Here is a 23,273-nt window from a genome sequence, read left to right on the forward strand (position 1 = left end):
AAGTGGTTTAGGCAGAACTAACAACAATCAAATAAATTATAACAATCACAGTTTAGACAACTAACAATGCTTAAAATAAACAATTTACACGCATCCATTGCAGGAAAAGAAATTCTGAAAGGATTTACGCTGGAAGTCAATGCCGGCGAAATACACGCCATCATGGGACCCAACGGCACGGGAAAATCAACCTTAGGAAATATTATTTCCGGTAAAGAAGGTTACGAAGTGACGGAAGGCACGGTTGAATTTGAAGGTGTCAGCATCTTCGATTTAGAACCTGAAGAAAGGGCACGCTTAGGTATATTCCTCGCCTTTCAGTATCCGGTGGAAATTCCAGGTGTTTCTAATGCCAACTTCCTGAAAGCTGCCGTGAGCGAAATCCGCAAATCCAAAGGCGAAGAGCCTATGCCTCCGGGTGATTTCCTGAAAATGATGCGCGAAAAAATGGCTCTGGTAGAAATGAATAAAGATTTCATTTCCCGTTCGGTCAATCAGGGGTTCTCCGGCGGCGAAAAAAAACGCAATGAAATCTTCCAGATGGCCATGCTGAATCCTAAACTCGCCATTCTCGATGAAACGGATTCCGGTTTGGATATCGACGCCTTGCGTATCGTTGCCAATGGTGTAAATAAATTGCGGACAAAAGACAATGCCTTTGTGGTGATTACCCACTATCAGCGTTTGCTGGACTATATCATTCCGGATTTTGTGCATGTCATGTACGACGGACACATCGTAAAAACCGGTGATAAAAACTTAGCCCTAGAGCTGGAAGAAAAGGGATATGACTGGGTAAAGGAATTGGAAATAGTTTAACTCATCGTCATTGCGAGGCACGAAGCAATCTGTTGAATGATGAGATTGCTTCACTTCGTTCGCAATGACGTAAACGGATAATAATGATAGAACAACTCGAAAATATAATACCAGCTATTCAGGACGAACACCAAAAAGTATCGTTGCAAAATGCTGTTTCCATTGGTATTCCGACCATGAAACAGGAAGAATGGAAGTACACCTATTACAATAAGATTTTACAACAAGGGTTTACCGTCCCAACGCCGAAGGGGCTCAAAACCCCTTCGACATTGGCAGGTGTTGAAAAAGAGTTCATCGAAGCGAATTCCGTTTCCGGCAACAGAATTGTTTTTGTGAACGGTGTTTTCCATAATGAACTATCTGCGCTCATCAACCACCCGAAAATTAATTTCTGGGACTCCCCCAATGTTTCGGAAAACCATACGGTCGATTTTCTGATAGAGTTGAATAATGCCCTGACAACAGATGGTATATTTTTAGAAATCGACGACCATGTTATCGTGGATGAGATCATAGAAATCTTCTATATCAATATAGATTGCACGCAAATCATTAACCTGAAAAACAGGATAAAAGTGGGCAAAAGTGCACAGGTGAAGTTTGCCGAATATTCCATCAACTACAACTCATCCCCGGCTTACAATAATACGGTTACCCATATAGATGTTGCTGAAAACGCCCTGGTGGAATTCTATAAGATTCAGGATGGCGGCAGTATGTTCAATATTACGGATCATACATTTGTACACCAGGCTGCCAAATCAATCTGCAATATTACCACACTCTCTTTATCCGGAGGTATTATTCGGAATGTGCTGCAGTTTGATGTAAACGGTGAACGGGCGGAGTCACATATGAACGGGCTTTATTTGTTGCAGCACGAGGAACATGTCGATAACAGAACCCTCGTAAATCATCATGTAGCCAACTGTGAGAGTTTTGAGTTGTATAAAGGCATACTCGGTGGAAAATCAACCGGTGTGTTTAATGGTAAAATTGTAGTAAAGCAAGCTGCTCAAAAAACCAATGCATTTCAAAGCAACCGAAATTTACTATTGAGTAATGATGCGAATGTTTACACAAAACCGCAACTGGAAATTTTTGCGGATGATGTGAAATGTTCACATGGGGCTACTTCCTCGCAGATTGAAGACAGCGAATTGTTTTACCTGAAGGCACGGGGTATCGGAAAAGATACGGCTCGGGGATTGCTGGTATTTGCTTTTGGTGAAGAAGTTATAGAAAAAATCAGGCACGAAGCGTTAAAGAATAAAATGGAAAAGAGAATAGCGGAGTTGTTGAAGATAGAATTGTAACCCGTCATTGTGAATGAAGTGAAGCAATCTCTGATTAAAAATATTGCTTCGTTCCTCGCAATGACGATAAGAAAATAAACATGTCATTAAACATAGCACAAATTCGAGCTGACTTCCCGATCCTGCAGGAAAAGATTCGAGGTAAGCAGCTCGTGTATCTGGATAACGGAGCTTCCACACAGAAGCCGCATGCCGTCATTGAAGCGGAGAAATATTACTATGAACACCAGTATGCCAATATTCACCGCGGCGTGCATTATCTATCACAGATTGGAACGGATTTGTATGAAAACGTGCGTAAGCAGATACGGCAGTTTATCAACGCGAAACACGATCATGAAATCATTTTCACCAAAGGAACCACGAATGCCATCAATCTGGTAGCCTATACCTTTGGAAGAAAATTCATCAACGAGGGCGATGAAATCGTTGTGACGGAAATGGAACATCATTCCAATATCGTTCCCTGGCAAATGCTTTGTGAAGAAAAGAAATGTGTGCTGAAATTCATTCCCTTGCAGGAAGATGGTTCTATCAGCCTGGAAGATGCTGAAAGGCTCATTACCTCTAAAACGAAACTGGTGTCGGTTGTTTATGTGTCTAATGCATTGGGAACCATAAATCCGATACCTGAACTGATTGCCATCGCGCATAAAAACGGGGCGAAGATTTTAGTAGACGCAGCTCAGGCGATTCAGCATTTTACCATTGATGTGCGGGCATTGGATGCCGACTTTCTGGTTTTCAGCGGGCATAAGATTTACGGCCCGACCGGAACCGGAGTACTGTATGGAAAGGAGGAAATTTTAAATGAAATGCCTCCGTATGAAGGCGGCGGTGATATGATCAAATCGGTTTCCTTTAAAGGAACCACCTACAATGATTTACCATTTAAGTTTGAAGCCGGAACGCCCAATATTGCTGGCTGCATTGCATTAGGTACTGCTGTAAAATATGTACAGGATACCGGCATTGAATACATCAGAGCCTATGAAACGGAATTGCTGCAGTACGCGACGGAGCAATTATCTCAGATTGAGGGACTGAAACTATACGGAACAGCCAAACATAAATCATCTGTCATTTCATTCTTAATGGAGGGCATATACCCGTACGATGTGGGCGTGTTGTTAGATAATATGGGCATTGCCATTCGTACCGGCCATCATTGTGCGCAACCCGTGATGGATCACTACGGTATTCCAGGAACCTGCAGGGCCTCGTTTGCTTTTTACAATACCAAAGAAGAAGTGTATGTATTGATAGAAGGGATTTTAAAAGCTAAAAAAATGCTGAGTTAATGCAGTCCATCAATGACATACAAGATGAGATCATCGAAGACTTTTCCATGTATGATGACTGGAATGACAAGTACGAATACCTGATTGAATTTGGTAAATCGTTACCGCTGATAGATGAACAGTATAAGACAGAAGAGAACAGGATACACGGCTGCCAGTCCAGGGTTTGGCTGCATGCCGAACTGAAAGAGTATAAACTCTATTTTTTTGCGGACAGCGATGCCATCATCACCAAGGGCATTGTGGGATTATTGGTAAAGGTTTTGAGCGGGCATACGCCGAAGGAAATAGCGGAAAGTGAGTTATATTTTATTGAAAAGATAGGATTGAAGGAACACTTATCCCCGACACGCGCCAACGGACTGGTGAGTATGATTAAGAAGATGAAAACATACGGAATCGCTTTTCAGGCACATTAATATTAATTTCACAGAGGTACACAGGAGATGACACAAAAAACATTTATGGAGATAAAAGACGAAGCCATACATCAGATTCAGACCATCTATGACCCGGAGATTCCGGTGAATATCTACGAGTTGGGACTGATTTACGAGGTGAATGTAGATGTAGATAATAATGTACACGTACTGATGACACTGACTGCACCCAACTGTCCGGCAGCAGAAAGTTTACCGGCAGAAGTCGAAGAAAAGATTAAAGCTATTGAAGGCGTAAAAAGCTGCAGAGTGGAAATCACTTTTGAACCTACCTGGGACCAGGAGATGATGAGCGAAACGGCAAAACTGGAATTGGGCTTTTTATGATGTAACAATAAAGCAATTTAACAATGAAACAATTCATCATTTTCTTCATTCTGCAATAGCAAATAATATGACAAATTGACAAATAAACAGTATTGTACAATTTTTGTATATCCGCATTAAATTATTTAATTACTTAATTATCAAATTTTATAAATATGTATCCAGAACACATCACCAAACCATGCGAAGAACAATTAACAAATGCCGGTTTCAAGGCATTGAAAACACCGGAAGAAGTAACGGAGATCCTCTCTTCCACAAAAGGTACCACCTTATTGGTTATCAACTCCGTTTGCGGTTGCGCGGCTGCGAATGCCCGCCCTGCAGCCTTAGCATCCATCATACATGCAAAACGCCCCAAAAACTTAGTGACCGTTTTTGCGGGAGTAGACGGAGAAGCAGTAGCAAAAGCCCGGGAATTCACCTTCCCCTTTCCGCCTAGTTCCCCATGTATCGGCTTATTTAAAGACGGTAAACTGGTGCACTTCATTGAACGCCACATGATTGAAGGCCGCCCTGCTAAAATGATTGCGGATAACCTTGTTGCAGCATACGAAGAATACTGCAATTAAGTAAAAATAACTGTATAAAAAAGAGAACCTGGTAGTGTTCTCTTTTATTTATGCAGGCATATCCTGAAAACTATCTGAAACTATCATTGATGCGCTGCAGTACCTCATTGCCCGGACAAAGCTCTTGTTCCGTCAACTGATTTAAAGGTTTCTCAACCGTATGAATCATCTCATGAAAATCTTTGCTTTGTTCGTCTATATAAATCAGTCCCGTTAAGATTTCTCCGCCTGCCCTGGATTCATTTAATTTATTTAAAGCTGAAAACCTGTTGAACGGATCCCAATCCTTAGCCAGTTTGCTGAGGTATACTTTGGAGCCATCATGCATCTCCACTTCCAGCGCCTCTCCGTCTTTATACTCTATCGTAATTTCTTTCTCATAGGGAACATAATCGAATGTGTCCACCGCTTCCATGTGTTCCCGAACATAGTCGTAGGATTTAGTGGAACCTGTATTATTATTAAATGTAACACACGGCGACACCACATCAATCAATGCAAATCCATGATGCGACATGCCCGCTTTTATCAAGGGAATCAACTGTGCTTTATCTCCAGAAAAACTGCGGGCAACGAAAGTGGCACCTAATTCCAATGCCAATCCGGCCAGGTCTATGGCCGTATATTGATTGGCATTGCCTGATTTACTTACAGAACCCACATCTGCCGTAGCGGAATCCTGTCCTTTGGTCAGTCCGTAACAGCCATTATTCATCACAATGTAAGTCATATTTAAATTTCTACGAATAGAATGCACGAACTGTCCTATTCCAATGGAGGCGCTGTCACCGTCACCGGAAATGCCTAAGTACATCAGGTCTCTGTTGGCTAACACCGCACCGGTTGCCACGGATGGCATACGTCCGTGAACGGAATTGAAACCATGCGAATTATTTAGAAAGTAGGCAGGTGTTTTAGACGAACATCCTATCCCGGACAATTTCGCAACCTGATGTGGTTGTATATTCATCTCGAAACATGCCTGTACAATCGCGGCACTGATGGAGTCATGGCCGCAGCCGCTGCAAAGGGTGGAGATCACACCTTCGTACTCTTTTTTAGTAAATCCTAATCGATTGACAGGCAACTCAGGATGATGAAATTTTGGTTTTATATATGACATACGTTATTGCTGAAGAGTGAGTGATTGGGTGGTAATTCTTGAAATTGACTGGTGTATGAAATTAGCGGTGATGGGTGTACCGTCATAATTCAGTATGGAAATCAATTTTCGTTTATCAATTTCCAGTTCATTGGAAAGGATTTTTTTCATTTGGGCATCCCTGTTCTGTTCAATTATAAAGACTGTCTTATGCTCCTGGATAAACTTTTCAATGGAATCTTGAAAAGGGAAAGCTGTAATGCGCAATGCGTCCAGTTTAATACCTTCTTCATTTAGTAAATCGATTGCTTCCAAAGCGGCATAGGTGGTGGTACCGAAAAACAGGATACCGATTGAACTTTGTGATGGCTGATTGTAAATCTGCGGAGCATACACCAATTTTTTGGCTGTATTCCATTTCAGCAATAAGCGGTCCATGATATGCACATAGGTATGACTGTCTTCCGTGTAGCGTGCAAATTCGTCATGCGAGGAACCCCTTGTAAAATAGGCGCCTTTGATCGGATGTGTACCCGGCAATGTTCTGTAAGGTACCCCGTCACCGTCTATATCCAGGTATCTTCCCCATTTTTCTATCTTTTCCAGCTGCTCCGCATTTAAGACTTTTCCTCTGTCATATTTTCGTTTATCGTCCCATTTCAGAGGCGGCGATAAATGTTCATTCATACCCAAATCCAAATCAGTCATCACGATAACTGGTGTCTGTAATCTTTCCGCTAAATCAAAAGCATAAGCGGTATGTTCAAAACACTCTTTTGGATTCGACGGAAACAATAAAACATGTTTGGTGTCACCGTGTGATGCATATGCAGCCATCATCAAATCCGATTGCTGTGTTCTGGTAGGCATACCGGTAGATGGTCCGCCGCGTTGTACATCTACCAGCACAACCGGAATTTCTGCAAAGTAAGCCAGGCCTAAAAATTCATTCATCAGGGAGAGTCCGGGACCGCTCGTTGCAGTAAAACCTCTTGCACCATTCCAGTTGGCACCGATGGCAATACCGACTGCAGAAAGTTCGTCTTCCGCCTGAACTACCGCAAAATTCTTCAATCCGTTTTCTTTGTCCACCCGCAGCTTATTCGCATATTTTTCAAACGAACTGACAACTGATGTAGAAGGAGTAATCGGATACCAGGCAGCAACCGTGGCACCTGCATAAATGGCTCCCAGTGCGCAGGCGGTATTACCATCCATAACAATGGAATCTCCGTTGAGATTGCGTCTTTCCACTCTTATATCCAGCGGACAATCAAAATGCTTACGGGCATAATCAATTCCCATCTGCAAGGCCTGTTCATTCGGTGCGATCAGCTTTTCCTTATTTTTAAATTCACTGTGAATGATGTCTTTCAACACCTGATGTTCAATATCCAACAAGGCAGATAACGCACCCACATAGACCATATTTTTCAATAGCTGTCGATAACGCGGATCTTCAAAGGAAGTATTGCATATTTCCGTCATGGGAATGCCGAGATAATGAACATCTTCCCGGATAAATTCTTTGACTAAATACTTCGTACTGTCATACAAAAAGTAACCACCAGGCCTGACTGCTTCCACGTCTCTTTTAATGCTTTGCGGATTCAGGCAAACCATGATATCCAATCCGTCCCGACGGCCCAGATAACCTTTGTCATTTATACGTACTTCATACCAGGTTGGCAATCCCTGAATGTTAGATGGAAAGATATTCTTTGCCGTTACCGGAATGCCCATTTTAAAAATAGAAGTGGCAAACATTTTGTTGGCACTGGCAGAACCGGTACCGTTTACATTGGCAAAACGTATAACGAAATCGTTTACAGATGGATTTAGTGATTGCATGAATGACCGGCTTTAGAAACTTGATATAAAAATTTTTGCATATCCCAGGCTGATGTCGGACAGCGTTCTGCACATAGTCCGCAATGCAGACAAACATCTTCATCTTTGACCATGACTCTGCCCGTTTTCAGGGTATCGGAAACATATAAATCCTGTTCAGGATGAATGGAAGGAGCACTCAGGCGAGACCTTAATTCCTCTTCTTCTCCGTTTTGAGTGAACGTGATGCAACTCGTCGGGCAAATGTCCATACAGGCATCGCACTCTATACAACGGGACTCCATAAACACCGTTTGCACATCGCAATTCAGACAGCGCTGTGCTTCCTTAAAGGCGGTATCGATGGCAAAACCTAATTCTACTTCCAGTTTCCTGTCTTTCAATGTTTTTTGTTTTGAAGCGTGCGGAACGGCATAACGTACATCTTCCACCACTTCATTTTCATACATCCATTCATGGATGCCCATTTTCTGGCTCACCAGATTCACCATCGGCGAAGGCCTGTCTTTATGAAGGTCTTTACCATTGCAGTACAAATCTATGGAAATGGCTGCCTGGTGTCCCTGAGCGACAGCGGTAATGACGTTTTTAGGCCCTAATGCTGCATCACCGCCAAAAAAAACAGTCGGAACTTTTGACTGGAACGTTATTTTATCAATTAGGGGAATTTCCCATTTATCGAACTCTATACCCAGGTCGCGTTCAATCCAGGGAAAACTGTTTTCCTGTCCGATAGCTACCAGTACATCATCTGCCTCTATAAAAATATCGGTATCGCCGGTAGGTACCAGGGAACGTTTTCCTTGTTCATCATATACTGCATGTACTTTCTCAAAAGTCATTCCTTTCAATACACCATTTTCCGATACAAAAGATTTTGGAACCATGCAGTCTAAAATCGGGATGTCTTCGTGTTGTGCATCTTCAACTTCCCAAGGAGATGCTTTCATCTCTTTAAATGGGCTTCTGACAACCACCGTGACTTGTTCACCCCCCAAACGTTTGGAGGTACGGCAGCAATCCATAGCGGTATTGCCTCCACCGAGAACAATAACCCTTCTTCCAATAGTATTGATATGTTCAAAGGCTACACCTGCGAGCCACTCTATTCCAATATGTACATGCGTCGGATCATCCCAACGTCCAGGCAGGTCTTTTAGATCTTTTCCTCTTGGAGCGCCGGTACCCACAAATAGGGCATCGTATCCTTTATCCGTGATCTCTTTTAAACTGGAAACATAGGTGTTAAAATGAGTTTGAATGCCCATATCCAGAATATAACCCACTTCCTGATCCAATACAGAGCCCGGTAAACGGAAAGATGGAATCTGGCTACGCATCATTCCGCCGCCAACCTCTTGGTTATCATACAAATGAATTTCATAACCCAAAGGTGCCAGGTCTCTGGCAACCGTTAATGCGGATGGCCCGCCTCCAATCAGTGCAATTTTTTTACCGTTCTTTTGTTCCGGTATTTTGGGCAGCAATGCTTTGACATCTCCTTTATTATCTGCAGCTACCCGCTTCAGGCGACAGATGGCAACCGGCTCCTCTTCTACCCTTCCACGACGGCAAGCTGGCTCACAGGGGCGATCACAGGTTCTTCCTAAAACCCCGGGAAACACATTGGATTCCCAGTTGACCATATAGGCTTCTGTATATTTTTCCTCTGCAATCAGTCGAATATATTCCGGAACAGGCGTGTGTGCCGGACAGGCATACTGACAATCTACTACTTTATGAAAATATTCGTAGTCTTTAATATCCGTAGGTTTCAAAATTTATGTTTTAGTTAAAATTTCATCAAAGTTAGGATAAGTTTCAGTAGAACAAAACATAAATTTTATCAACAGTGGTGCAGGACTGATTTTCTTGATTTAGGATAAAGTTATTGATTTTCGAGTCGCATTTTTTATATTCTCCAATAAAAAAAGTCGGCAATTGTGTAGGTTTGCAGTATGAAGAAAAACCTTCGTATTGTGTTTATGGGAACGCCGGATTTTGCCGTTCCTTCTTTGGATATTTTAATCCGGAATAACTTTAGTGTGGTGGGCATCGTTACTGCACCCGATAAGCCGGCAGGCCGCGGACAGCAAATCAATCAATCCGTCGTAAAAAGATACGCTGTTGAAAAAGGGCTGAATGTTCTTCAGCCGGAAAAACTAAAGAATCCGGATTTCATACAAGTATTAGAATCCTTAAATGCCAATCTTTTTGTTGTCGTTGCGTTCCGTATGCTTCCGGAAGTGGTCTGGCAAATGCCTGAATTCGGTACATTTAATTTGCATGCCTCGCTGCTTCCACAATATCGCGGAGCGGCTCCCATCAACTGGGCGGTCATCAATGGCGAAAAAGAAACAGGCGTCACTACCTTTTTTCTGCAGCATGAAATAGATACCGGAAATATTATTTTTCAGGATAAGATTAAAATCGATGACGAAGACAATGCCGGTTCTGTCCATGATAAATTAATGCATATCGGTTCTCAATTAGTTTTGAAAACGGTTCAGGCTATTGAACTGAATAAAGCAGAGACTAAATCTCAGTTATCAAATATACAACCTGAAATTCGCTTACATCATGCTCCGAAGATATTTAAAGATAACTGTCTGATTGACTGGAATAAACCGGCTATAGAAATTCATAATCTGATTCGTGGCTTATCCCCTTACCCTACTGCTTTTACCTATCTGGATGGAAAGGTATTAAAGATATTTGCTTCGCAGATTAGTCCACAGTCCATAGTCCACAGCCCACGTAAATCTTCATCAGCTATTGACCATCAATTACTATCTGTTGAGTATTCTACAGATAACAGAACCTATTTTTCCATCAAATGTGCCGATACATATCTGGATATTCTGGAATTACAGCTGGAAGGTAAAAAGAAAATGAAGGTAGATGAGTTTTTAAGAGGGTATAAATTTAATTAACATCGGGGTATAACCTTCTTAACTAAATTATCTAAAGTTTATAGCAATACGTATACTGGTTGATTAATTTTGGTTCAACTAACTTAAAACTTATGGCTGCAACAGCGACTAAAAAACCGGAAGCAAAAATCAGGAAGGTAAATTTCAAATTTGAAAAACCATTTCCCAAACATTGGTATAATGACAATCCAGTTGCTACTCATTTTATGAATGCCCAGCATCTGGCATTTCCGGATGGCGAAAAGTTCTTTATCCGAAGTGTAAAGGCTTTTGCTGAAGTATACAAGAATGACCCGGAATTAAAAAAACGAGTAGATAATTTCATCGGTCAGGAAGGGACACATTATGCCGAACATCAGAAATTCTGGGATATTATGGAATCACAGGATCTGCAACCCATGAAGTTTGTTGATTTTTTCAGAAAGACGGCATGGAATGGAATAGAAAACTGGGCTCGTACCACCTTAACCAAGAATAATCTTGGGAATAAGATTTCATTAAGTGTTACAGTGGCTTTGGAACATTATACCGCCATGCTGGCTGAAAGCGGCATCATCAATAAAGACATCACTGAAAAGATGCCGCAGGAGATGAAAGATTTATTCATGTGGCATGCCGCAGAAGAAATAGAACATAAATCCATTCCTTTTGATGTATTGAAAAGAGTGGACGACAGTTATGCCCTCCGAGTGGGTGGCATGGCGATAGCCACCTGGGGTTTGTGGTTTTATCTGGCGGTTGGAACAGCAGTCCTTACCTATAATGACAAGGATGTAAAAGCAAAAGACATTCCGAAAGACTTAATATCATTCCTATCCAGATTCAGACAAAGTTTTGGCGGTACATTAACCAAACAATTTGGTCAATACTTCCGCAGGGATTTCCACCCGGATCAGATCGAAAATTATCATTTGGCAGAAGAATTGCTGAAAGGTAAAAATTACGCATAATTCAACTACTACAATGTCTTATTGTCAATGAAAATATCAAATCTATGTCAAACATATCTCCCAATGATGTCTCTTTAAATCCTTATAACCCTGAAGAAATAAAGGTCAGACGCGTCAATTTTTCTTTCAATAAAGACAACCCCCGGTTTTATTACAAAAACAATCCCTTCAGCACCCATTTTATCAATGCGCTGCATATTGTATTTCCAACCGGCGAACGATTCTTTGTAAATTCCGTTTTGAAGTATAAAAATCAGGTTAAAGACGGGAAGCTGCAAAAGCAAGTTCGGAACTTTTGCGGACAGGAAGGCATACATAGTTCCATGCACGAAAGGTTTTGGGCAATATTAAAAGAGAACGGTTATCAGATAGAAGGCTACGAAAATCATATTGATAAATTACTGCACAAAATAGTCTCAAAAATCAAAATTCCATTCCTTAAAGATAAAAGTATCGACTTGGTGGCAACCGCCTGTCTGGAACATTTTACGGCATTATTCGGACATGCCTTATTCATGCATGTCAATACACAAAAGGATGTTGTCCCGGAAGATATGGCGGAATTGTTCCTTTGGCATGCCGCTGAAGAAATCGAGCACAAGCATGTCGCCTTTGATGTGATGCAGAAAGTAGATGAGCAGGAATATGCCAAACGGGTGGTGGCTATGCCGGTAGTAACTGCCTTGCTTTATTTTTATCTTTTTGTGGGAACAGGCTTACTGATGTATCAGGATAGAAAATATATAAATACGAAAGACCTTCCTAAACAGTTTAACGAATTTGCAACCGGATTATTTAATGAATTGCATGCAGATGCCTATAAAGAATATTTTAAGTTTTTTAAAAAAGGATTTCATCCGTCTGTTTTAAATGACTATCATCTGGCGGAAGAATTCTTTAGGGATAAAGCCTATGCTTAATGTGTAAAAAATCCCTGAGTAGTTTCAGAGATTTTTATTCTTTCTCTTCATTATAATTTTCAGTGAATCAACAACTTCTGGGTAGTTACAGAACTACCTGACTTAAAATCCGGTAAAGTTGACCTCCCTATTCTGGTTTAGATTGACCATGTAAGACTGGATTAAATTGACTACCTAAATAAGAATATAAGAGTTCACTTTGTAAGGAGCCAAATTAGTGTAAGTTTTGATTAATTAAACTTACTAAAATGGCAAATAAACCAATCAGCAGTAGAAATTAGAAAAATCCTGGGTGCAGACTAAACTAAATTATAAATTTTTGTAAGTTTATTTGGTGGTGTCTTCCTGAACGCCTAAAAGCCTGACAAACAGATCAGTACCCTCGATCTGACTGAGAATGACTTTGGTCAGCACCATCATAGGTACGGATAAGAACATACCATAAATCCCCCAAAGGAATCCCCAAAACAATAGTCCCATTATTATGACAATGGTATTCAAAGATGTCCTGTTTCCCAAAAATACAGGTTCAAGTACTGATGCCAGTATGAAGTGATAGGCATAAGCGATGAGATTGAGTGTGATGGCGGTGTAAACGGAATCAAACTGGATTAAACCCATAATAAAAACAGGTACCAACCCGATGATAGCTCCGAAAACAGGAAGAAAATTGAGCACAAATCCTATAAAACCCCAAAAGAAAGCAAATTGTAATCCAAACAGCAAACCTATAACCGTTACACCTACCCCGTAAAAAAGGCTGATAACCAGCTTGACCTTCATGTAAGAAACAATGGAATTTTTTATCTGCTCAAATGCCTCAATGTATTTTTTGCTTTTACCTTCTCCTCCCAGATAATGCAGATAATTTTCGTATCGCATGATTCCGGATAATAAGATTACCAAATATATGGAAGTCAGTAAAAATTCTTCGAAAAGCGAACCTAATGTACCGAATATCGAACCTGAATTGGTCATAATCATCTCTGAGGAAATGCCTGAGGTAACATCATTAAACAGGTGTTCTAAATCCAGTTTTTTACCTGTAACCCTATTATACATTTCCAGTACACCTGAAAGTTTTGAATTAATCTGAGATAAAATATACTCCTTCTCCCCGTAAATATCCGCTCCAGTCTTGTAAATCACTGTACCGATGAAAAAAATAGTCGTCAGAAATAAGACCAGGATAATGGAAATGCTCAGCCATAACGGAAATTTTCTTTTTTCAAACCAAACCAGGCCTGGCTGAAATAACAGTGCAAGAAACATAGCCAGCATTAAGGGAATCAACAGGTCCTGTAATAAATATAACAAGCCGAGCACTATTACTGATGTAAAGAAGACCAGGACATTCCTTATGGTTGTCAATTCTGATTGTACCATTATAACCAGCGTTTTTTTCTGAAATACACAACAAATAATATAGTGAGTAAGACACTAATCAATACAACGATGGTAAATGCATGGCGCTGGTGCTGGAATGGCAAATCCACATTCATACCATATATTCCGGCAACCAGCGTAGGAAGCATCAATGCGATTGTGACCGCTGTCAGACGGTTTACCACATGCCCTAAATTATTGGAAATTATAGATGCAAAAGCCCCCATCATATTCCCCAGGATATTGGAATAAACATTGGCCATTTCCAGTGCCTGAGAGTTATCAATCAGGATATCCTGAAACAATTCTTTGGAATCTTCATCCTCATTGAAATTAAGAAAGTCTGTCCTCTGAATCTTCAGCAGAACCATCTCGTTGGCTCTAATATCATTCACAAAATAGATCAATGCTTTCTGTAAATGTAATAATTTATTTAATTCCTGATTTCTGCTGGAATAGTTCAGCTCTTTTTCAATCTGGGATATTCGTTTGTTGATTTCTCTCAGATAATGTAAAAAATAATACACGTTGCGTTCAAAAATTTTCAACACAAAGAAATTCCTTTCGCTGAGCGATCCAAGTTTGACACTGTTTTTTTCCACCCACTCCATCATCGGATTACTTAAAGAACTTACCGTTAACAGCATATCGGGAATTAATATGATGCCGACAGGAATGGTAATATAAGTCGCCTCATCTTCCATATCAAACCCTTCATTTAAAATAGGTGTATTGATGACTATCAATTTGGCATCATCCTGCTTCTCATAACGGGAACGCTCATATTGGTCAATACAATCCAGGATAAAAGAAAAGGGCACATCCAGTTTCTGAGCCAATGCTTCGAGCTGTTCCAGATGAAAAGGAGGGGCAATATTTATCCAGCAGTCTCTTTCCGGCTGAGAAAGCTCCGTCAGATGACCGTTGTGTGTGGAATATATCTTAATCATGACAGTATCGTATCGCTTAATACACCTTCAAAAACAAATTCTGCGGGACCAATCAACCAGATATTCTTATAAGTATTTCCTTCCATTTCAAATGAAACGCTGAGTTTGCCGCCGGGAGTCTCTATATCAAGTACGCCGGTATCCATCTTACGCCTTTCCGCTATACACAAGGCTGCCGCTACTGTTCCTGTTCCGCAGGAAAGCGTTTCATCCTCTACCCCCCTTTCATAAGTACGCATTTTAATCTTTCCAGTCTGATCATTTACAAAATTCACATTGATGCCTTCCTTCCTGTAAGTATCGTTATACCTTATCTTATGCGCTTCTTCCATAATTCTTAAAGCTGCAATATCATCTCTGAACGACACATAATGCGGGGAGCCTGTAAACAAAACCGCATCCTCTCCAGCGTTTGAAATTTCCGGGACATCAATCATCTTTAAATGAACCAGACCATCTTTCAAAACATACTCGTGTTCCCCGTCAATAGCCATGAATGTACCGTGTTCGCCGGCTATATCTAAAAGACGGGCAAAAGCACTGATACATCTTCCTCCGTTGCCGCACATCGTACTCTCATTCCCATCTGCATTAAAATAGACCATCTTAAAGTCAGTAGCTGCATGCTCTTCCAGCAACATTAGTCCGTCAGCACCAACACCAAAGCGTCTGTCGCATATTTTCCGGATGAGCGCTGTCTGGCCAACAGGAAATTCATGGTTTCTGTTATCTATTAACACAAAATCATTTCCTGTTCCCTGGTATTTGTAAAAACGAATTGGCATGCACAAAAATAAGGTATTCAGACTGTATTATAATCAATCACCCAGTTAACTTTTTTTAACCCGCCGTTATAATTTTTTAAAAGATTCATTTGTTGTAGGTGTGTAATTTGCAATCATTAAAATAAATACGTTTATGAAAAAGCTATTGGTATACTTTGTAATCGGCATCATCAGTGCGATGTCTGCCGTTGCCATTTCAAACAAATTGAACGGTCATTCCCCTACCCTTATCAGGGAAAGCAATGCTGTTCCGGTAAAATTTGCCGGACATAACGGTTCTTTATCGGGCGATGCATTTGTGCAGGCTGCTAAAGTAAGCACCCCTGCTGTTGTGCACATTAACACCACTGTAAAAGCAAAGAAAACATCCAAGAATATGCGGAATATGAATCCGTTTTTCCAGTTTTTCGGAGACCCGTTCGGCAACTCGCCTTTTGATATGCCCGAACAAGACCAGGAAGGCTCCGGTTCTGGAGTTATTATCAGCAATGACGGTTATATCGTCACGAACAACCACGTTGTGGAAGGCGCCGATGAAATAAAGGTTAACCTGTTTGACAACAGAGAGTTCAAAGCCAAATTGATTGGCAACGACCCGAACACCGACTTGGCAGTTATTAAAATTGAAACCTCCGATCTGCAGTTCTTGACATTTGCCAATTCCGATGCTGCGGAGGTCGGACAATGGGTGCTGGCTGTTGGAAACCCATTTAACCTCGCTTCAACAGTAACGGCCGGAATTATTTCCGCCAAAGCACGCAATATCAATATATTAAGGGAAAAAGCCGGAAATCTGGCGATTGAATCATTTATACAAACCGACGCCGCCGTAAACCCCGGAAACAGTGGTGGTGCACTGGTCGACCTCAACGGAAACCTTATTGGAATCAATTCAGCCATCGCCACACCTACCGGTTCATACGCGGGTTATTCATTTGCCATCCCATCCAACCTTGCAAAAAAAGTAGTGAAAGATATTATTGATTTCGGTATTGTACAACGGGGTTTTTTAGGTGTGAATATCCGTGAAATCGATGATGAACTGGCTAAAGACCTGAAGCTCAAGAAGATTCAGGGGGCCTACATCGCCGAAGTGAATAAAAACAGCGCTGCTGAAGATGGCGGTATCAAACGCGGAGATGTTATCATCAAAGTAGGTGATAATGACATTAAAAACGCAGCGGACTTACAAGAACATATAGCCAGCTACCGGCCTGGAGATAAGATAAATGTAGAGATATACAGGGATGGTAATATGATAAACAAAACCATCATTCTGAAATCAAAGGATAACACCACTTCCCTGCTTTCCAAAGACAATAAAAATTCAACCAGCGTGCTGGAAAGCCTGGGTATCAGCATTGAAGAGGTTTCCGGATTAGAGGCCAAGAAACTGGGAATAGCGAATGGCATCCGTATCACTAAAATATCAGATGGCATTATTAAACAAAACACCAATATTCAGGAAGGATTTATCATAACGGCCATCAACAACAGAGCCGTTTCTAAAACGGAAGATTTAGAAGGTATACTATCAGACTCCAAAGGCAACGGAATACTCATGGAAGGAAAATATCCAAACCAGAATGGAATAAAATATTATGCTTTTGGGTATTGATAACAGTTTATAAGTTATTTATATTAGGATAAAGGCGGTAATATGCCATTAACTTATTTCCTATAACTTTCCTATTTTTACCCCGAATGCCCAACCACTATTTCCAGTTTAAAAATTTCAGGATAGAACAGGACAGGTGTGCCATGAAAGTTTGTACGGATGCCTGCCTGTTCGGTGCCTGGATTCCGGCCAATAATTCAACAGGCAATATACTGGATGTAGGAACCGGAACCGGTTTATTAAGCCTGATGATGGCACAAAAGACAACTGCGCATATCGATGCAGTGGAAATTGATGAAGCGGCTTTTTTACAGGCAAAAGAAAATACGGCAAATTCATCCTACAACGAAAGAATCTCCGTTTTTTGGGGTGATTTCAATAATTTTAAAACACAAAAAAAATACGACTTAATCATTTCGAATCCACCATTCTATGAAAATCAATTGCATTCGGCAGATGCAAAGGACCGTACTGCAAAACATGCAACGGCGCTTACTTTGGAAAACTTGTTTAAATGTGCTTCTCATTTACTGAAAGAGACTGGTAAATTAGCCATTCTTCTGCCCTATTACAGAAAAGCCGACTGTCTGAAATGGGCACAGTTATACAAATTATATCCGGAACAATCCATTGAAATTCAGCAGACTCAGCATCATGCATCTTTCAGGTATGCGGCACTGTTTACTTGTAATGGCTCTGTAAAACCACAGGATTCAACCTTCTCAATTAAGGATGCAGATGGCAATTACAGTCAGACGGCAACCTCTCTATTGAAACCGTTCTATCAATATTTATAATCCAACAGCGGTTTACTTTTGTCACAATTTGCTAAACTTCTGTGAAATATTGAAGAATCACCTTGTTTTATATGAAAAATGATGTAATTTTCGATATAAAACATTTGTTATGAAAAAACCTATACTTACTCTATTTGTCTTTATCTTAACTTTTTCCACATCCTATGCTATCTCACCTGCTGATGAAGCGATGCGTTCTATGGCGGATACTTCACTGGTACCCTTCTATCATGGTGTAGCATCCGGTGATCCGACACCAAATGCTGTAATCATTTGGACGCGCGTGACTCCTGAGGAAGCGGGTGTCATTAACGGAACCTGGCGGGTAGCAACAGACACCAATTTCACATCTATAGTTCAGTCCGGTACATTCAATACTGACAGTTCCAAGGATTACACTGTAAAAATTGATGTGACCGGGTTGTCCCCTAATACATGGTATTTTTATGAATTTACCGCTTTAGGAAAAAATTCATTGACGGGAAGAACGAAAACAGCACCTGTCGGAGGCGTAAACCAATTGAGATTTGCATTTGTTTCCTGCTCCAATTATCCAAATGGTTTTTTTAATGCTTACGCCAGAATCAAAGACAGGAATGATATAGATGCCGTTTTACATTTGGGTGATTATATTTACGAATCCGGTACCGGTTCGTCTTCTACCAGAACAGACCAGCTGCCCAATAGTGAAATTATCAGACTGGCAGATTATCGATTACGGTATTCTTCCTATCGTTTAGATCCGGCACTTAGAAAACTGCATCAGCAATATCCTTTCATGACAGTCTGGGATGACCATGAAACGGCGAATAATTCATACAAGGATGGTTCGGACAATCATACGCCTGCTACGGAAGGTCCATGGGATGTGCGTAAAGCTGCCGGGCAACAAGCCAATGACGAGTGGTTGCCGGTAAGGCTGCCTGTTGCCGGAGATCCAAATAAAATATGGCGCAAAATCAGTTATGGAAATCTGGCAGATATCTTTATGCTCGATACCAGGCTATACGCCAGAACGCTGCAGGAAGCGCTAGCCGATAATCAACGGAAAATTTTAGGAGATGAACAAATGGCCTGGCTGGAAAATGAACTGAAAAACTCCACGGCAAAATGGAAAATTCTGGGTCAGCAGGTTATGGTTGGGAACCTGAATCCCTTTTGGCAGTTAAACGGCGGCACCGGACTGATTTTGAATATGGATCAATGGGATGGATATCAGACCGAAAGGAAAAAAATGTTCGATATCATTTTAAACAATAATATTCAAAACGTCATAGTCCTTACCGGCGATATACATACTGCATGGGCTATGGATTTACCCTATAATCAGCAAACTTATAACGCCTCAACCGGACAAGGTTCAGTCGGTGTGGAATTTGTCTGTACCAGTATTACATCCGGCTCCTCACCTGTCCCATTGGATCCGATTTACGGACTGGTAACCAACTTACTGCCGCATATTAAATATGTGGATTTATATAAAAAAGGTTATGGAATTTTAGACCTAACCGATGAAAAGGCTCAGGGGAATTTCTATGCAATTAAAACAATTCAAACAATTGACACCAATCAGACATTTGAAAGCGCCTGGTTTACATTGCCCTCAACCAGGTGGCTGAAAAAATCAACCACTCCGTCTGTCAAATTAGATCCGTTGCAGTTTCAGGCACCTGAAACACCCAGAACAGATATCATCAGCGGGATACACACAAAAGCGAATGAGTTGATAATGATGGGTATCTATCCGAATCCTTTTATAGACAGAATATTCATGCAGTTTAACATGGTGAACAATTCCAATGCAGAGGCAAAAGTTTATGACCTGAGCGGAAAATTGGTAAAAAAGATTGATTTCGGTTTTTAACGAGAGGCCTGCATAACAAATCCATTCATTTAAATGATTTAGCCCGCGGTGCCTATAAACTGGTGCTTGAAGACAATAACAACCTGATTGAAAGAACCATTGAAAAATTCTAATAATGCCTAGAAAGACAGTAACGCCAAATTCAAAGAAAATAGCATCTCCGCCGAATATAGCTAAACCAAATGCAGTAAAAGAAAATGTGTCAGATATAAATATCTTTCCAATCGGAAAACTGAAATACCCGGAAGAATATTCGGAAACGGTTATCAATAAACTGATTCAGGACATTCGCGTATTGCCGGAACACCTGAAGGCGGTAACCAAAAAAATCAACAAAAAGAAAAAGCTACAATACTCCTACAGGGACGGCGCATGGACTATAGAGCAAATCATTCACCACCTGGCTGACAGCCACATGAATGCGCTCATACGTTTTAAATTAGCGCTGACTGAAAACAATCCAACCATCAAGCCCTATGATCAGGATTTATGGGTGGAAACTGCTGACGCACAGCTACCCATTAGAGTGTCCGTTCGCCTGCTGAAATCCATACACGCAAAGTGGGTGTCATTATTGGAAAATATGGATAATAATGACTGGAAACGTACCTTTTACCATCCTGAGTACAAAAGAGCCTCGACTTTAGAACAAACACTGGCTTTATATGCGTGGCACGGTAAACATCACGTGGCGCAGATTGAGGTGGCGCTGAGAAACAATTAATGGTATTTTCTGCGAATTTATCATGAAAAATACCGGAATAAACGGTGATTTTCATACCCCACTTTCCGTCCATAATTTTAACAATACATTCACTTTGAATGACTTGTCTGATATTGACATTGACTCTAAAAATGCTTATCTTTGCACACTTTTAAAATTTATCCAATCTAAATCAACCTATGCGTCAGCTTAAGATTACCAAATCCATCACCAACCGCGAAAGCCAATCCTTAGAAAAATATTTACAAGAAATCGGAAAAGTTGATTTATTAACGCCGGAAGAAGAAGTTGATCTAGCGCAGCGCATCAAAGCAGGCGACCAGATTGCGTTGGAGCGACTGACAAAAGCCAACCTTCGTTTCGTGGTTTCCGTTGCCAAACAATACCAGAATCAGGGATTGACATTGAGTGACTTAATCAATGAAGGTAATTTAGGTCTGATAAAAGCTGCTCAACGATTTGATGAAACGAGAGGTTTTAAATTCATATCCTATGCCGTTTGGTGGATTCGGCAGTCTATTCTGCAGGCACTTGCAGAACAATCCCGTATCGTTCGTTTGCCGTTGAACAAAGTGGGTTCATTGAATAAGATCAATAAGGCATTTTCCAACTTAGAGCAGGAATTTGAACGTGAACCGTCAGCAGACGAGTTAGCGGAAATACTGGAAATAACCCGTGAAGAAGTGGAAACGACATTAGGAGTTGCCGCCCGTCACGTATCCGTGGATGCACCGTTTCAAGAAGGGGAAGAAAACTCCCTGCTGGATGTTTTGGAAAATACGTCAGCACCAAGAACCGATTTGCAATTGGAATATCTGGAATCCCTGAGAAGAGAAATTGAGCGTTCCTTATCGACGCTGACAGACAGACAAAAAGACGTTATAAAATATTATTTCGGTATCGGTGTCGAACATCCGATGTCACTGGAAGATATCGGCGAAAAGTTTGGGCTTACCCGTGAGCGCGTACGTCAAATCAAAGACAAAGCCATCAATAAGCTCCGTGCCACTTCCAGAAGCAAATTGCTGAAAAATTACCTGGGTAATTAGGCATGTCAATATCCGAATACTGAAAAGAATCTATATCTACTACATTCCAATCATTCTATAATTCAAAAATTACGTCATGAGCAAGTGGATCGAAAAAGAAAAAAAAGCCCTCGAACTGATTAACATCGCCGGCAAACTGTGGCTGGACAGAAACGTAGAACTGGTCATTTTCCGCAGAAATATTGTGGATGCCCGCTACACAGAAGTTTTAAACAATAAGGAATACGCTAAAAAATACCTGAATCTTCCGTTATCCATTGAAGATTTTCTAACTATTGCAACTGCAATCGAACAGCTCGAAATTTCAAACTCAAGAATTGATATTGCCACCCTGAATAAAGAATGGATTGAACAAAAAGCCAACTTCTCTTCGGTGGAAGAATTTACGGCAAATAAATTAGCGGACTATATCGGGAAAGATAAGCGCGTGATCGAACCGAAAGACGTGGTGTTGTTCGGATTCGGACGTATAGGACGTTTAGCGGCCAGAGAACTCATCCAGCAACATGGCAATGGTGAGCAGCTTCGCCTGAAAGCTATTGTTACCAGAGGCAATTCCGATGAAGAAATCAAAAAGCGTTCTTCCTTATTGAGAAAAGACTCGGTGCATGGAAAATTCCGCGGTGTCATTACGGAAGATTTCGAGGGCAAAACCCTGGTTGCGAACGGCAATGTCATTCACATGATTTCTGCCGACAATCCGGCAGAAATTGATTATACACAATATGGCATCAACGATGCTTTACTGATAGACAACTCCGGTATCTGGAGAGATGCCGAAAAATTGAGTAATCACTTAAAATCCAAGGGTATCTCCAAAGTGTTGCTGACTGCACCGGGCAAAGGCACCTTGCCGAATATAGTGTATGGAGTCAACCACCTCAGCTATCATCCGGATGACTTTAAGGTATGGACGGCTGCTTCCTGCACCACTAACGCCATCTCTCCTATCATCAAGGTTATCAGCGATGTATATGGTATTGAATCCGGACACGTTGAAACCGTTCACTCCTATACCAACGATCAGAATTTACTGGATAACTACCATAAGAAATACAGACGCGGGCGTTCCGCACCAATGAACATGGTTATCACCGAAACAGGTGCTGCTAGTGCCATTACCAAGGTAATGCCGGAAATGTCCGGAAAATTTACCGGTAATGCCGTTCGTGTACCAACACCGGATGTTTCACTGGCCATCTTAAATCTGAACCTGTCCAAAACGGTTACATCCGTTGATGAAATCAATGCGATTCTGAAACAGGCGGGTTCTTTCGGCTCTTTGGTGGAGCAGATTGACTTTTCCACTTCTCAGGAACTGGTATCTTCCGACTGTATCGGCAATCCACATGCATCTATTGTTGATTCGCATGCTACTTTGTTGTCTCCAAACAGCAAATCCATTGTATTGTATGTTTGGTACGATAATGAATACGGCTATACGCGTCAGGTGATCCGATTGGCAAAATATATTGGCAAAGTACAGCGACTTACCTATTATTAATAAGTTACTATTTAATAGTTGTGTGTATGTTTGTAAAAAATACAATAAAATAATGGATATTA

At 41.0% G+C, this 23,273-nt stretch carries 21 protein-coding genes; 15 read left to right on the forward strand and 6 right to left on the reverse strand.

Annotation, left to right across the window (positions count from 1 at the left end; genetic code table 11):
- Nucleotides 1–66: 66 nt before the first annotated feature.
- From sufC to IPM95_00895, 6 genes are all read left to right on the forward strand, one after another.
- Nucleotides 67–819 (forward strand): Fe-S cluster assembly ATPase SufC, encoded by a 753-nt coding sequence (gene sufC / locus IPM95_00870; protein MBK9327871.1) that lies wholly within the window; start codon nt 67–69, stop codon nt 817–819.
- Between the two features lie 83 nt (nt 820–902).
- Entirely contained in the window at nt 903–2,138 is a 1,236-nt protein-coding gene (gene sufD, locus IPM95_00875; protein MBK9327872.1) for a Fe-S cluster assembly protein SufD, read from the forward strand.
- A gap of 80 nt (nt 2,139–2,218) precedes the next feature.
- A complete protein-coding gene (locus IPM95_00880) occupies nt 2,219–3,439 on the forward strand; it encodes a cysteine desulfurase (protein ID MBK9327873.1) in 1,221 nt (406 codons plus the stop codon).
- The gene (locus IPM95_00885) at nt 3,439–3,858 is read left to right on the forward strand and encodes a SufE family protein (GenBank protein ID MBK9327874.1); all 420 of its coding nucleotides are present in this window, start codon (nt 3,439–3,441) and stop codon (nt 3,856–3,858) included. Before IPM95_00880 ends, IPM95_00885 begins: the two co-directional genes overlap by 1 nt.
- A gap of 27 nt (nt 3,859–3,885) precedes the next feature.
- Nucleotides 3,886–4,206: an SUF system Fe-S cluster assembly protein gene (locus tag IPM95_00890; GenBank protein MBK9327875.1), complete on the forward strand. Its 321-nt coding sequence runs from the start codon at nt 3,886–3,888 to the stop codon at nt 4,204–4,206.
- A gap of 155 nt (nt 4,207–4,361) precedes the next feature.
- A complete protein-coding gene (locus tag IPM95_00895) occupies nt 4,362–4,778 on the forward strand; it encodes a BrxA/BrxB family bacilliredoxin (protein ID MBK9327876.1) in 417 nt (138 codons plus the stop codon).
- Between the two features lie 70 nt (nt 4,779–4,848).
- Here IPM95_00895 and IPM95_00900 read toward each other — a convergent pair whose 3' ends face one another.
- The 3 genes from IPM95_00900 to IPM95_00910 are packed head-to-tail and all read right to left on the reverse strand — an operon-like array spanning nt 4,849 to nt 9,509.
- Complete coding sequence (locus IPM95_00900) at nt 4,849–5,901, reverse strand: 2-oxoacid:ferredoxin oxidoreductase subunit beta (GenBank protein MBK9327877.1); 1,053 nt, start codon at nt 5,899–5,901, stop codon at nt 4,849–4,851.
- Nucleotides 5,902–5,904: 3 nt separating this feature from the next.
- A complete protein-coding gene (locus tag IPM95_00905; GenBank protein MBK9327878.1) occupies nt 5,905–7,731 on the reverse strand; it encodes a 2-oxoacid:acceptor oxidoreductase subunit alpha in 1,827 nt (608 codons plus the stop codon).
- On the reverse strand, nt 7,719–9,509 hold the full coding sequence (locus IPM95_00910; GenBank protein ID MBK9327879.1) for an FAD-dependent oxidoreductase: 1,791 nt from the start codon (nt 9,507–9,509) through the stop codon (nt 7,719–7,721). Before IPM95_00910 ends, IPM95_00905 begins: the two co-directional genes overlap by 13 nt.
- A gap of 207 nt (nt 9,510–9,716) precedes the next feature.
- Here IPM95_00910 and IPM95_00915 point away from each other — a divergent pair, with 207 nt between their 5' ends.
- From IPM95_00915 to IPM95_00925, 3 genes are all read left to right on the forward strand, one after another.
- A complete protein-coding gene (locus IPM95_00915; protein ID MBK9327880.1) occupies nt 9,717–10,664 on the forward strand; it encodes a methionyl-tRNA formyltransferase in 948 nt (315 codons plus the stop codon).
- 92 nt (nt 10,665–10,756) lie between these two features.
- Entirely contained in the window at nt 10,757–11,614 is an 858-nt protein-coding gene (locus tag IPM95_00920) for a metal-dependent hydrolase (protein MBK9327881.1), read from the forward strand.
- 44 nt (nt 11,615–11,658) lie between these two features.
- On the forward strand, nt 11,659–12,534 hold the full coding sequence (locus IPM95_00925; protein MBK9327882.1) for a metal-dependent hydrolase: 876 nt from the start codon (nt 11,659–11,661) through the stop codon (nt 12,532–12,534).
- 327 nt (nt 12,535–12,861) lie between these two features.
- Here the strand turns inward: IPM95_00925 and IPM95_00930 are convergent, their stop codons facing one another.
- Genes IPM95_00930 through IPM95_00940 form a run of 3 tightly spaced genes read right to left on the reverse strand, consistent with a single transcriptional unit; the run spans nt 12,862 to nt 15,655 of the window.
- Complete coding sequence (locus IPM95_00930) at nt 12,862–13,920, reverse strand: AI-2E family transporter (protein MBK9327883.1); 1,059 nt, start codon at nt 13,918–13,920, stop codon at nt 12,862–12,864.
- Nucleotides 13,920–14,870 (reverse strand): magnesium transporter CorA family protein, encoded by a 951-nt coding sequence (locus IPM95_00935; GenBank protein ID MBK9327884.1) that lies wholly within the window; start codon nt 14,868–14,870, stop codon nt 13,920–13,922. The genes IPM95_00930 and IPM95_00935 overlap by 1 nt, the downstream gene beginning before the upstream one ends.
- Nucleotides 14,867–15,655 carry a diaminopimelate epimerase gene (locus IPM95_00940; protein ID MBK9327885.1) on the reverse strand — a complete coding sequence of 263 codons (789 nt, stop codon included), beginning with the start codon at nt 15,653–15,655 and terminating at the stop codon, nt 14,867–14,869. Before IPM95_00940 ends, IPM95_00935 begins: the two co-directional genes overlap by 4 nt.
- Before the next feature lie 133 nt (nt 15,656–15,788).
- On the opposite strand from IPM95_00940, the gene IPM95_00945 reads away from it, so the two are divergent.
- From IPM95_00945 to IPM95_00970, 6 genes are all read left to right on the forward strand, one after another.
- Complete coding sequence (locus IPM95_00945; GenBank protein MBK9327886.1) at nt 15,789–17,273, forward strand: Do family serine endopeptidase; 1,485 nt, start codon at nt 15,789–15,791, stop codon at nt 17,271–17,273.
- Between the two features lie 86 nt (nt 17,274–17,359).
- Nucleotides 17,360–18,070, forward strand: coding sequence for a methyltransferase (locus IPM95_00950; GenBank protein MBK9327887.1), 711 nt, complete (start codon nt 17,360–17,362; stop codon nt 18,068–18,070).
- A gap of 109 nt (nt 18,071–18,179) precedes the next feature.
- Nucleotides 18,180–19,934, forward strand: coding sequence for an alkaline phosphatase D family protein (locus IPM95_00955; GenBank protein ID MBK9327888.1), 1,755 nt, complete (start codon nt 18,180–18,182; stop codon nt 19,932–19,934).
- Nucleotides 19,935–20,133: 199 nt separating this feature from the next.
- On the forward strand, nt 20,134–20,658 hold the full coding sequence (locus IPM95_00960; protein MBK9327889.1) for a putative metal-dependent hydrolase: 525 nt from the start codon (nt 20,134–20,136) through the stop codon (nt 20,656–20,658).
- Nucleotides 20,659–20,837: 179 nt separating this feature from the next.
- On the forward strand, nt 20,838–21,707 hold the full coding sequence (locus IPM95_00965; protein MBK9327890.1) for an RNA polymerase sigma factor RpoD/SigA: 870 nt from the start codon (nt 20,838–20,840) through the stop codon (nt 21,705–21,707).
- A gap of 76 nt (nt 21,708–21,783) precedes the next feature.
- Nucleotides 21,784–23,211 (forward strand): glyceraldehyde-3-phosphate dehydrogenase, encoded by a 1,428-nt coding sequence (locus tag IPM95_00970; protein ID MBK9327891.1) that lies wholly within the window; start codon nt 21,784–21,786, stop codon nt 23,209–23,211.
- Nucleotides 23,212–23,273: the final 62 nt, after the last annotated feature.

It is taken from the genome of Sphingobacteriales bacterium, assembly GCA_016719635.1.
Classification (GTDB): Bacteria; Bacteroidota; Bacteroidia; order Chitinophagales; family JADIYW01; genus JADJSS01.

What these genes read in the sequence shown, in the direction of transcription:
- sufD (MBK9327872.1), top strand. Translation starts at nt 903, where the DNA reads ATGATAGAACAACTCGAAAATATAATACCAGCTATTCAGGACGAACAC.
- IPM95_00945 (MBK9327886.1), top strand. Translation starts at nt 15,789, where the DNA reads ATGAAAAAGCTATTGGTATACTTTGTAATCGGCATCATCAGTGCGATG.
- sufC (MBK9327871.1), top strand. Translation starts at nt 67, where the DNA reads ATGCTTAAAATAAACAATTTACACGCATCCATTGCAGGAAAAGAAATT.
- IPM95_00925 (MBK9327882.1), top strand. Translation starts at nt 11,659, where the DNA reads ATGTCAAACATATCTCCCAATGATGTCTCTTTAAATCCTTATAACCCT.
- IPM95_00930 (MBK9327883.1), bottom strand. Translation starts at nt 13,920, where the DNA reads ATGGTACAATCAGAATTGACAACCATAAGGAATGTCCTGGTCTTCTTT.
- IPM95_00950 (MBK9327887.1), top strand. Translation starts at nt 17,360, where the DNA reads ATGCCCAACCACTATTTCCAGTTTAAAAATTTCAGGATAGAACAGGAC.
- IPM95_00905 (MBK9327878.1), bottom strand. Translation starts at nt 7,731, where the DNA reads ATGCAATCACTAAATCCATCTGTAAACGATTTCGTTATACGTTTTGCC.
- IPM95_00935 (MBK9327884.1), bottom strand. Translation starts at nt 14,870, where the DNA reads ATGATTAAGATATATTCCACACACAACGGTCATCTGACGGAGCTTTCT.
- IPM95_00970 (MBK9327891.1), top strand. Translation starts at nt 21,784, where the DNA reads ATGAGCAAGTGGATCGAAAAAGAAAAAAAAGCCCTCGAACTGATTAAC.
- IPM95_00880 (MBK9327873.1), top strand. Translation starts at nt 2,219, where the DNA reads ATGTCATTAAACATAGCACAAATTCGAGCTGACTTCCCGATCCTGCAG.
- IPM95_00940 (MBK9327885.1), bottom strand. Translation starts at nt 15,655, where the DNA reads ATGCCAATTCGTTTTTACAAATACCAGGGAACAGGAAATGATTTTGTG.
- IPM95_00895 (MBK9327876.1), top strand. Translation starts at nt 4,362, where the DNA reads ATGTATCCAGAACACATCACCAAACCATGCGAAGAACAATTAACAAAT.
- IPM95_00915 (MBK9327880.1), top strand. Translation starts at nt 9,717, where the DNA reads ATGGGAACGCCGGATTTTGCCGTTCCTTCTTTGGATATTTTAATCCGG.
- IPM95_00920 (MBK9327881.1), top strand. Translation starts at nt 10,757, where the DNA reads ATGGCTGCAACAGCGACTAAAAAACCGGAAGCAAAAATCAGGAAGGTA.
- IPM95_00885 (MBK9327874.1), top strand. Translation starts at nt 3,439, where the DNA reads ATGCAGTCCATCAATGACATACAAGATGAGATCATCGAAGACTTTTCC.
- IPM95_00955 (MBK9327888.1), top strand. Translation starts at nt 18,180, where the DNA reads ATGAAAAAACCTATACTTACTCTATTTGTCTTTATCTTAACTTTTTCC.
- IPM95_00890 (MBK9327875.1), top strand. Translation starts at nt 3,886, where the DNA reads ATGACACAAAAAACATTTATGGAGATAAAAGACGAAGCCATACATCAG.
- IPM95_00900 (MBK9327877.1), bottom strand. Translation starts at nt 5,901, where the DNA reads ATGTCATATATAAAACCAAAATTTCATCATCCTGAGTTGCCTGTCAAT.
- IPM95_00965 (MBK9327890.1), top strand. Translation starts at nt 20,838, where the DNA reads ATGCGTCAGCTTAAGATTACCAAATCCATCACCAACCGCGAAAGCCAA.